The organism is Planococcus sp. TJ-307, from assembly GCF_058268435.1.
On sequence record NZ_JBZDOJ010000001.1, the window covers coordinates 733,583 to 745,647 of the forward strand.

Genomic DNA, 12,065 nt, shown 5'->3' on the forward strand with positions numbered 1-12,065 from the left:
CGGGTACACGACGCGAACACCCGGGTACACCAAGCGAACACCCGGGTATAACTCACGACAACCATCTCCACAATTCCACTCGCCTCGTGTACAATCAAACTATCAAATTGAATTTTTCATAAAAGGGGACTCTCACATGGACATCGAACAGAAAATTCTCGATTACTTTACCCATTTCCAAGCACATCCGGAAGTCAGTTGGAAAGAAGTCGAAACCACCAAAAAACTAGTAGAGATTATGACAGATCTCGGTATCAAACATCACACTTTTCCGGACGTTACCGGGTTGATTGCTGAAATTGGTGAAGGGACCGAGGTTATAGCGGTGCGGGCGGACATCGATGCGCTTTGGCAAGAAGTGGATGGTGTGTTGCAAGCCAATCATTCCTGTGGACATGATGCCAACATGGCGATGGTGCTTGGAGCGCTCGTGCATTTAAAAGATGTACCATTGACAAAACGAGTGCGTTTTATTTTTCAGCCGGCAGAAGAAGTCGGCAACGGCTCGCTGTCTATGATTGCGCGTGGAGCGCTCGAGGATGTGACGCATTTATATGGGGTGCATTTGCGGCCTATAGAGGAATTGCCGTTTGGCCAAGTAACGCCTGCGCTCTATCACGGATCCGGTATTTTCTTAAGAGGAAAAATTACGGGAGTGGATGCCCACGGAGCACGCCCGCATCAAGGGAAAAATGCCATTGATGTGATTGCCGCCATCCATCAATTCGTCAAATCAATATATTTCTCACCTTTCGAATCGTATTCAGCGAAACTGACGCATATCGAAACCGGTGGAGACAGCCTCAATATTATCCCGGGAACGGCAAAATTTTCAATGGATGTCCGTTCCCAGTCGAATGAACTAATGAAAGAGCTTCAGCAGAAAATTGTTGAAGGTTTACACGTCATTGCCCAGCTCCATGGCGTTGAAATTAGTTTCGAGTGGACCGATTATACGCCAGCGGCCGAAGTATCGGAAACTGCGATGCACATTGCAGATAGCGCCATTCGCCAGACGCTGGGAGATGCAGCAACTGCACCTCCTATTCATACACCAGGTGCGGACGACTTTCATTTTTATACCATCAAAAAACCCGAATTGCATGCGGCGATGATCGGCGTTGGGGCAGATTTGTCGCCGGGGCTGCATCACCCGGATATGGGCTTTAATCACAATGCACTCGAGATTGGCGCTCGAGTTTTAGCAAATATAATAAAACAAAGCTAAAAACAAAAAAATTTTGAAATAAATGATAGAAAGATATGAAAATGGGTATAGATAAAATAACAAAGAAAAAATTTGGATTGGCTAACTATAGAGAGGGGGAGAACAGATGAAAAAAATTATACTGACACTTGTAGCTTTTTTATTCTTTCTCCCTTTCACAACTGTCCAAGCCCATCACTTTCCAGACTTATCAAAATATCATTTTGCCTATTATTCAATCCACAATTTATCCAATGCGGGAATTTTGAATGGATACAGCAACGGCAAGTTTGGACCAGATGATAATGTTACCAGAGCCCAAGCAGCATTAATTTTAGCTAAAACATTGAAAATCGATACAGATACAGAGTTTAAACCGCAATTCACAGATGTCCCGATCGGCCATTACGCGTACAAAGAAATTGCTGCTTTGACCGAAAAAGGTGTGTTTGCAGATGTGAAGAAGTTCAATCCCGATAACCCGCTGCCAAGATCTCAAATGGCAAAAATTATTATAGAAGGCTTTGATATTGCGGTAGACGACAATCACGAAATCAGTTTCAAGGATGTTCCTTCGACGTATTGGGCACATTCGTATATTGTCACTATGGCTGAAGTAAATATTACCCGTGGAGTAACGACAGCTACTTTTCAACCGGAAACCTTAGTGACACGTGCTCAGCTTGCTGCTTTCATTGAGCGCTCTAAACAGTTTGCCGACCGAGTTAAAACCAAAACGGTGACTTATGACAGTTCGAACAATTCTTATTTGGGAGTAACTTCAGTAGCATATGACACTATCGCCTTAATCAATGAAAAAAGAAACACAGCTGGATTATCCAAATTGCAGGAAGATCCAATGTTATCTAAAATTGCCCAATTAAAAGCGGAAGACATGGCTCGGAATAATTACTTTGATCACACATCTCCCTCTTACGGATTGCCATGGGAAATGGCGATAGAATTGGGATATCCCACCAATCAGGTAGGAGAAAATTTGGCCAGTGGATACATTACAGCAAATGAAACAGTTCGTGCTTGGATGGAATCTCCTGGACATAAAGACAACCTTTTGTTAGAAACTTATACGGTGATAGGGGTCGGATATATGGAAGACTCTGATGGCTTTCCTTATTGGGTTCATATGTACGCTATAAGATAAAAGCAGAATGGACTTTTTAGATGCACTATTTCCCGGGAAATGTCTTAAAAAACTAACAATTCTTCAATAGGTTCGAAGCATGTTATCATTATTACGAGCCGATATCCGAGACCCTCTGTTACTAGAGGGTCTCCTTTTTATAGACTATAGGTGAGAACGTTTTCAAAATCCAAAATAGGGTACAGTATACAGGTTTAATTAAAAAAGGGGAGGAATACGAATGGATGCTTTTTTAGATGGAATTACGTGGTTCGTCGATAACGTCAACACTCTGCTCTGGACATACATACTAATAGCACTTTTGATGGGCTTAGGCCTTTACTTTACAATTCGCACCAGATTCGTTCAAGTTCGCCTGTTCGGTGAAATGTTCCGGGTCATCACGGAAAAGAAAGATGGAGATAGCGGCGTTTCTGCTTTTCAGGCGTTCACGATCTCCACAGCATCACGCGTCGGAACGGGAAATATTACCGGTGTCGCTTTGGCAATCGCCATTGGCGGACCGGGTGCAGTCTTTTGGATGTGGATGGTTGCCGTTATCGGGATGGCTACTGCGTTTATCGAAAGCACATTGGCGCAAGTTTATAAAGTCCGTGACGGCGAACAATTCCGCGGGGGACCTGCTTACTACATGGAAAAAGCGCTAGGCAACCGCAAACTTGGTATTGTCTTCGCGATTCTGTTGACCTTGGCGTTCGGATTTATCTTCAACTCGGTCCAATCAAACACGATTGCCCAATCATTTGAGGATGTTTTCAATGTGCCGGATTGGTCTGTAGGAGTTGGGCTAGTACTGTTGACAGCGGTCGTTATTTTCGGCGGTGTCAAGCGGATTGCTAGCGTTACACAAGTAGTGGTGCCAATCATGGCAACCATCTACATCTTTGTTGCATTGTTTATCGTCATTACGAATTTCACTGAAATTCCTGCAGTCTTCACATTGATTATCCAAAGCGCATTTGGTTTGGAAGAAGCAGTGGGCGGCGGTATCGGTGCGGCCATCATGCAGGGCGTACGCCGCGGCTTGTTCTCGAACGAAGCCGGTATGGGTTCTGTACCGAACGCCGCAGCATCTGCCAATGTTTCGCATCCAGCGAAACAAGGCCTTGTACAAAGTTTGGGTGTATTCTTTGACACCATCATCATTTGTTCGGCAACTGCCTTTATCATTATTTTGGCAGATTTGTATTCTAACGGAGAGCAAGAAGGAATTTTGCTCACACAGGCTTCATTGAATGTTCACCTTGGCAGCTGGGCGCCATACTTCCTGGCGATTGCCATTTTGTTCTTTGCGTTCAGTTCGATCATCGGGAACTACTATTACGGTGAAACAAACATCGAATTTATCAATGCCCACAGCGGCTGGCTGACAGCATATCGTTTTGGTGTATTGGCGATGGTCATGTTTGGTGCTTTGGCACAAGTGCAATTGGTCTGGAACATGGCCGATCTGTTCATGGGCTTCATGGCCGTACTCAACCTGGTTGTTATCGGCATGCTCGGCAAGATTGCCTTCAAGGTACTGGACGACTACACAGCTCAACGCAAAGCCGGCAAAAATCCGGAGTTCTTTGCGAAAAACATTCCTGGCTTGAAAAACACAGAGTGTTGGGGTGAAAGCGAAAGCCGACACGAATAAGTAAAATCAAGAGACCTTTTTGCCAATGTGCAAAAAGGTCTTTTCATATTTTGCGGATTTGCTGAACGCAACAATGGAAAAGATGTTTTACAAAAAGATCATAAAACGTCTTTAAATGAAAATAGTAATAATAGTGTGTTTTTTTTGTAAATTATATGGCTGTACTATATTTAGTTTGGTAAAGTAAAAGAGCAATTAGAAACATAATCCTTAAGGAGGAAAGAACACATGACAAATGTCTTGCATAACAAAAAGTTTATCGCTTCGGCTATCGCTGTAACAATGGTAGCTTCAGCAGTTTCAACGGTATCGGCTGATACAAAGAAATTCGAGGATGTTGCCGATCGGTACGCCGCAGCGGTGAATTTTTTAGTTGAAAATGGCATTACGAATGGAGTTTCTGAAACACATTACGGTACAGCTGATAATATTAAGCGGCAAGACGCGGCTGTAATGATTGCGCGTGCAATAGGATACAATTCAAGTCAGGATTTCAAAGACTCTGGGTTCACAGATGTTCCTGCCTCTGCTAAATGGGCAGTAGACGCTTTAGTTCAGGCTGGCATTGTACACGGAAAGACTGAAAAACGCTTTGGTTCAACAGATTTGTTGACACGAAATGAACTTGCCAAGATTTTAGCAAGTGCAGCAGAATATACAATAGATGATAATGTCACGAAAACACAATTTACTGATGTAAATACAAATTTTGCGAAATATGTATCTGCATTGTTGAAAAATGGGATTACAGTTGGTAAAACTGAAAAACAATTTGGTGCTGAGCAAAATCTTACTCGTGGAGAGATGGCTTTGTTCATTTTCCGTGCGAAAGACGATTTAAAGAATGAGTTGTTTTCTATGTCATTGATGCACACAAATGATACGCATGCACGTTTAGATTCAGCTCCTAAAAGAGTAACAGCAGTAAAAGACTTTCGTGAAGAAAATCCGGATGCTCTGTTGCTTGATGCTGGAGATGTCTTCTCGGGAACATTATACTTCAATGAATTTACAGGAGAACCAGATCTTAAAATCATGAACTTGATGAAGTACGATGCAATGACTTTTGGTAACCATGAATTTGATTTGGGTTCTTCTGAAGAGGGCCACTTGGCTTTAAAAGAATTTGTTGAAGCAGCAGAATTTCCATTTGTATCTGCAAACGTTGATTTTTCAAAAGATCCAATTTTTGATGGTCTTTTCCAGAAGAAGATTCCAACTGAAACGGCTTCAGGGAATATATACTCTGGTATCGTAAAAGAAATTGATGGGGAAAAAGTGGGAATCTTTGGCTTAACAACTAAGGATACAGAAGCCATTTCAAGCCCTGGCGAAATCACATTCTCAGATTATATTGAAGAAGCTGAACAAATGGTGGCTGAGTTTGAACAGTTAGGAATCGATAAAGTTGTCGCTCTTACACACATCGGGTTTGATGACAATGCAGCAATAGATAATGATCAGGAATTGGCAAAAGCAGTTGAAGGAATTGATGTTATCGTTGGTGGGCATACCCATACGGAACTAAGCGATCCCGTTTTAGTAAACGAGTTTGATGCGCCGACGATTATTGTTCAAACTGGCCAATATGGCGACAACCTCGGAACTTTGAATGTAGAGTTTGATGAAAATGGAGAAGTCTATGCTTACGGCGGCGAACTAATTGAAGTTAGTGAGCAGGCTGAAGACGCAGAGGCATTGGAAATTTTAGAGCCTTACATGACAAGAGTCAAAGAAATTGAAGAAGAAGAAACAACCGCTGTTGCAGCAGAAGCTCTGGTAAACCCGCGTACGGGCGATACAGGCAACACTACTGGAACCAGCGTACGGAAAAATGAGACGGCTTTAGGAAATATCATCACAGATGGCATGTTGGCGAAAGCAAGAGAGTATAGCCCAGAAACAGTCATGGCATTCCAAAATGGCGGAGGCATCCGTTCGGGTATTGATGCGGGACCAATTACAGTTGGAGAAATCATTGCTGTATTGCCGTTCGGCAACACCTTGGCCACTATGGATTTAACCGGAAGTGAAATCAAACAAGCATTTGAAATTAGTGTAGGGCAATATCCAAACGAAAATGGTGGATTCCTTCACGTGGCTGGCGCTAAAGTTGAATTTGATGCTTCAAAAGCAACGGGATCAAGAGTCGTTTCCATTACATTTGTAGATGCTGAAGGCACTGAAACAGAATTGGTTGACAGTGAAACGTATAAAGTAGCAACAAACGCCTTTACCGCTAAAGGTGGAGACGGATACGATGTGCTGGCACAAGCATATGCAGAAGGCCGCGCAATTGATTTAGGCATATCAGATTGGATCAATTTCCAGGAAGAGTTAGAACGTATTGGTGCAATTACTCCTGAAACTGAAGGACGCATTGTAGAAATAAATACCCAGCCATAACCTCTGATTAACAAAAAAGCTTTGTCTTCTTTTAAAAAGAGGACAAAGTTTTTTTATTTGCAAAAAACTTATGTTTACGAAATAGACAGGCGGGTATAAAGACATCTTTTTAAAATAACTGGCATAAGTTGCTTTACAAAGCTTAAAATTTCAAAAAACTAAAGAAATATCCAGTTTTAACCTTATTTCTTGGAGACTAACTTATGAAGAAATTTTAATAAAATTCAAAACACTGACGTATAAGCAAAGATTAAAAATAGGTATTTGGACTGATTTTGTATAACGCTTTTAATTCGTAAATACCAAAAATAGGTTTATAGTTACATAGAATATCTCTAGTGTATGGTTTAAAGTATGGATTAAGAAATGAATATAGGGGGCAAATGAGTTTGAAAAAGTGGATAATTTTGTTATGTATAGCACTAATTGCATCGGTAATAGTTCCCATGAGTCATGTGAAAGCAAGCGTGAATTTTCAGGATGTCGGTGATAGCCACCGGGCAGCGAAAGAAATATCGTATTTAGTAAACAAGAAGATTATCAATGGGGTTTCAGACACTCGATTTGTTCCTGACAGAGAAGTGACAAGAGGAGAAGCCGCTGCCATGATCGGTAGAGCTTTAAATTTGAACGGCGCAAAGCGCAATACAACGTTTAAAGATGTGGGTCCTGGAAATATGGCTTCTGGATACATTGTTCAACTTGTGAACATGAAAGTTATTAATGGCTATGGAGACGGCACATTCCGTCCTGATGCCAAGCTAAATCGTGGAGAAATGGCCACATTAATCAACCGTGCTTTCGTGAAGGAACTTGGCGGTGCTACCTCTTCAAACGCAGCTAAAAATCTTATGGATAAAGGCATTGCGCAAGGAGTAAGTAGTGGGAACTTTGGAGCGAATGTAACAATTGTCCGTTCTGATTTTGCTGTATTCATGGCAAGAACGCTAAACACAGATTTCCGTATCAAAAGCGGAGATACTTCTATTTTTAAAACAACGCAGTATGTAAGCGTAGGTTCGACTGGGTTAAATGTTCGTTCAAAACCACAAATCATCAATTCACCTTCAAATGTTATTGGGAAAATTAGTCATGGTCAAGCAGTAAGTGTCGCAAGTTACACTGGAAATTGGGCATACATCAAGTCCAATAATTTAATCGGGTATGTTGATAAAGCATATTTAAAATCTGCTAAACCGGCAGCGGTATTGCCATCTCCTCCACCAGCAGCTGGAAAAGACATTACAGTAGTTATTGATCCAGGCCATGGCGGGACAGATCCTGGAGCCGGCGGTTTTGGATTTTTAGAAAAAAATGTAGTCTTAAATATTAGCAATCACATGAAGTCTTACTTTTCAAAGACACCAATTCAAGTAAAAATGACGCGTACGGGTGATACTTACCCGAGCCTGACTCAACGTGCACAATTTGCCCAAAATAACGGGGGCGACGTGTTTGTTAGTATCCATGCGAATGCGTTTAACAATTCGGCAAATGGCCAAGAATCCTTTTATTATGGATCTACGTCTGCTGTGAACCCGAACGTAAATCAATCAAGAGCTTTGTCTCTCTATATGCAAGCTCGTATGCAAGAAGCTTGGCCACTGGCAAACCGTGGAGTAAAACAAGGAAACTTTGCCGTACTTCGCCAAAACACAGTTCCTGCATCTCTTGTTGAAATAGGTTTTATTGACAGTGCAACTGATATTGAATTTATTAAATCAGAAGCTCACCGCAAAAATATGGGAAGAGCACTTTTCCTGGCAACGCTGGATTATTACTACCATTACCAAGGCCGTACAGATCTTGGTCAGTACTACAGTACAGCTGGTGCATCACCAAGTAAAAGACTTCACTAATTCCGATACATTTCCACATTGGATACTCCACCTAAATTATACTGGTGGAGTATTTTTTTTATGGAAGAAATACTTAACTGCATCTAACTGCATAAAAAACTCAACAAAATAAATTTAAATACCCTTTAGTTGTTATAATTAAACAAATAAAAGTAACTTGTTACGCAACTGTAATGTAAATGTAACAATATATGTTAGAATTGTCTGCTAAAATCAAAATTAGATTAAGATTACAAAATTTATGATTCAGTGCCTGATCAGCATCCTGGGTCCCCAAAAAATATAAGAGGTGACAATTTGAAAAATCGCATATTGCTAATAATGATGATGGTACTACTATTTTCAGTAATCAGTCCTTTCCTATCAACTGAAGCTAAAGCTACAGCACCAGACGACATTGCCAGTTATGCTCTAAAGTTTAAAGGCACACCTTATAAATTTGGCGGAACGACAACCGCGGGATTTGATTGTTCAGGATATATTCTTCATGTTTTCAAAAACTTTGGCATTTCATTGCCCCGTACATCGGCCGAGCAATTTGCAGTCGGTACAGCTGTTTCAAAAAACAATCTTCAAGAAGGTGATTTGATATTTTTTGCCAACACTTATAAGCCAGGCATTTCCCATACGGGGATTTACTTGGGAGATGGCAACGTGATCTCTGCTGAAAGCAAAGGCGTAGCAATATCGAATATTAATACCAATCCTTACTGGGGTCCAAAATATGCAGGAGCTAAACGATTAAGTGGAGTTAAAAGTGTAGCTGCACCTATACAAGCTTCGTTGCCTCCTGTAACTAACGGCCAATTTAAAGATGTTGCGGCTAGCCATCCTGCATATGAAGCGATTAAAAGCTTAAATGTTTCTGGTGTCATCAATGGTTTTGAGAAACAGGATTTTCGTCCTAACGAATCTGTTACTCGTGGACAAGCAGCAGCAATGGTCAACCGTGTATTGAATTTAAAGCCATCAAGTGCAGTGAAGTTTAGTGACGTGTCAACCACTCACCGTTTTGCAAATGATATCGCAGCAATGAATCAATCCGGTATTATTTTAGGGTACACAAATGGAGCGTATGGTGTAGACGATACGCTTACGAAAACTCAATTAGCCGTTATACTTGAACGTGCTTTCAAAATGTCGGAAACAAGACAGGCTCAAGCAAAAACATCTTCTGTCAAATACCTGGATATCCCACCAAGTTTTTGGGCATATGAACATATCATCACATTAAAAGCGATTGATCAAACCACTGTATTCCAAACATCAAGATATTACGAAACTAAAAATGCCAACCGTTCTGAGTTTGCGGCAGCTATGTATAGCTCGATGTTAGCGAAGTAATTTATATAAAATTGGACTTTCCGTATTCAGTATTGGAAAGTTCTTTTTTTATGCATTCTATAGGTATTAAGTACTGAGTAAGAAGTCTAATTTTAAGTAACTGAAAATTCGTTTAGGCACAAGGAGCTTATTTTAAACTATTCCCATATTTACCTTCTTTAAAACATATTTTTACTATAAACTGTTTATAAAAGAGTATATTATTGGAAACAAATGAACTAATGGACGGATACATGAAAGAAAATAAGCCTACACTGCTTATGCTAATCAAACAGAATTTACAGGGGGCCCACATGAAAACAATTAACAAGTTCTTAGTTATCCTTTTATTAGTATCCGCATCTTTTGGCTTTGCCACAACAAGTGAAGCAACTGATATTGTTCCTGGCAGCGCATTGGAAAAAGAAATGAAAGAAATGGTGAAACGAGGAATACTTACGGGTTACACAGACGGTACATACAAGCCGACAGAAAGTGTGACACGCGAGCAGTTTGCGGCATTTATCAATCGCGCATTGAATTTGCCGGCAGGAATACACCCGTTTAAGGATGTACCAAAAAATTCAAGTCTTTCAAATGAAATTGGAGCTGTATACAGTTCGGGATTGATGGTCGGTGTGACGGATAGCACGTTCCGCCCAGCAGCTAACATTACCCGTGAACAAATGGCTCAAACTTTAAAGAATGTTCTTGAGTATCAAGGGATGGACATAGTAGAACAGCGCGTTGAATTTTCAGATGCGAAAGATTTTGTGTCATCAGGAGGAATTCGCGCAGTATTTGCAGTTATGCATTATGATATTACTGCAGGCATTCCCAGTGAAAATGGCGGATTAAACTATGCGCCTAAAGACATCGCAAGCCGCGAACAGGCAGCAGCTTTCATTTACCGCTTCCTTCTCGCTCATGAAAAAGCGAGTGCACCACCGATTCTTCCAGACGTTCCAAGTGATGGATCCTTATATTACTTGGGGTATGTAGAAAATGGCGTATTAGTAAAACAACAGTACGGCCACAAAGAATATTCATTGGCAGCTGAATCGTTTAAGAACGTACCAACTGCTCGAGCAATTTTTAAAGGGGATGAAATCATCCGTATTAAAAGTGGACTTGCGTTTGCAAATCGGGTTTCAGGCAGTGGCGTTAAAGAAGTAACAACTGTTTACTATGATTCTGGATTTGCTAAACAGGCGACTTATATTGAACACGGCAGAGAGCTCCGATACATTGATGCGAACGCAGAGTTTGTAAAAGTGCAAGTAGGAGGAACAATCGGATATGCTAAACACAGCGAAGTGGATTTTGTCCCTTCTGAGTTGATTGTAAACCGTGATTATTACTTGAAAAATCAATGGGGTACTTTGGAACACCATCAATACAATTATGTCAGCAAATCCCGCGCCAGCCACTCTATCGGCCCGGCACCATCTGAAATGGTGGCAGGAGTGAAGTACTACAGCAAAGATGGCGTCCACTTTGCGAACGGAGCTGGGGTTACTCAATTCGTTCATTATCCATATTTCCAGTATCAGTCGGTGCGCACTAAAACCAACTATACCGCTGCGCAGCTGGATCAGTTTGTGATGAGTAAACTGAGAGAAGTTACGACCACTTCGGGGACATACAAAGATGCAGCTACTAAATCAAAACTAATTGGCAAAGGCAGATACTTTATCGAAATGCAGAACAAGTATAATGTCAATGCATTGTTTATGCTATCCGCTGCGATGCATGAAAGTGCTTATGGCATGAGCGGCAATGCACAAACGAAAAACAACTTGTTTGGAATCCGCGTTTTTGACGGATCTCCACATGAAGGCACTGTTTATTCACAGCCTGAAGGAAGTATTGATGCCTTCGCCCGTGAGTACATGAACCGCAATTACGCAAATCCGCTTGGTGGCTATGCAAATGGAGCAAGCCCAGGCAACAAGACGACAGGCTTTAATGTCAGCTACGCCTCTGATCCAACATGGGGAGCGAAAGTTGCGGGGCATATGTTCCGTGCGGATTTGGAATTAGGCAAAAAAGACATTGGCAAACATAAATTGGGCATCACCAATACAGCGTCTACGAATGTCAGAAATGCACCAAATGGCCCGACCATCTTGTACCAATTCAAACGTGCAGACCTTGGCGTCAACAACGCTTTCGGTTATCCAGTTGTTATTCTAGGCTCTCAGCAAGCAAGTGACGGCCATATCTGGTATCAGATCATTTCCGACTTGAATCCTGATGCAGATACAAACAATGGCATAGGCTGGGTCCGTTCAGATTTAATTGATTTAATTAATTAATAGCTGCAAAAACAAGCAAAAGGCGCTTTGGATAATTCCAAAGCGCCTTTTGCTTGTTTAAACTTGTAGACAAAAGAATATTTATAAGACTAAAGAATAAAATCTCATTTATACAAAATCCTGCGCTCCAGACGGACGCTTTCCGCGGACG

7 protein-coding genes are annotated in these 12,065 nt (G+C 41.3%); all 7 read left to right on the forward strand.

Going from position 1 to position 12,065, the window contains the following annotated elements:
- Positions 1-136 precede the first annotated feature (136 nt).
- The 7 genes from AC4EHK_RS03615 to AC4EHK_RS03645 all read left to right on the forward strand — a co-directional run bounded on the left by AC4EHK_RS03615 (position 137) and on the right by AC4EHK_RS03645 (position 11,914).
- Positions 137-1,228 carry an amidohydrolase gene (locus AC4EHK_RS03615; protein WP_490977426.1) on the forward strand — a complete coding sequence of 364 codons (1,092 nt, stop codon included), beginning with the start codon at positions 137-139 and terminating at the stop codon, positions 1,226-1,228.
- A gap of 106 nt (positions 1,229-1,334) precedes the next feature.
- A complete protein-coding gene (locus AC4EHK_RS03620; RefSeq protein WP_490977427.1) occupies positions 1,335-2,369 on the forward strand; it encodes a CAP and S-layer homology domain-containing protein in 1,035 nt (344 codons plus the stop codon).
- Positions 2,370-2,589: 220 nt separating this feature from the next.
- The gene (locus AC4EHK_RS03625; protein ID WP_490977428.1) at positions 2,590-4,008 is read left to right on the forward strand and encodes an alanine/glycine:cation symporter family protein; all 1,419 of its coding nucleotides are present in this window, start codon (positions 2,590-2,592) and stop codon (positions 4,006-4,008) included.
- 228 nt (positions 4,009-4,236) lie between these two features.
- Positions 4,237-6,414 (forward strand): 5'-nucleotidase C-terminal domain-containing protein, encoded by a 2,178-nt coding sequence (locus AC4EHK_RS03630; protein WP_490977429.1) that lies wholly within the window; start codon positions 4,237-4,239, stop codon positions 6,412-6,414.
- Between the two features lie 383 nt (positions 6,415-6,797).
- Positions 6,798-8,273: an N-acetylmuramoyl-L-alanine amidase gene (locus AC4EHK_RS03635; protein WP_490977430.1), complete on the forward strand. Its 1,476-nt coding sequence runs from the start codon at positions 6,798-6,800 to the stop codon at positions 8,271-8,273.
- 297 nt (positions 8,274-8,570) lie between these two features.
- Positions 8,571-9,617: a C40 family peptidase gene (locus AC4EHK_RS03640; RefSeq protein WP_490977431.1), complete on the forward strand. Its 1,047-nt coding sequence runs from the start codon at positions 8,571-8,573 to the stop codon at positions 9,615-9,617.
- A gap of 293 nt (positions 9,618-9,910) precedes the next feature.
- Entirely contained in the window at positions 9,911-11,914 is a 2,004-nt protein-coding gene (locus AC4EHK_RS03645; RefSeq protein ID WP_490977432.1) for an S-layer homology domain-containing protein, read from the forward strand.
- Positions 11,915-12,065: the final 151 nt, after the last annotated feature.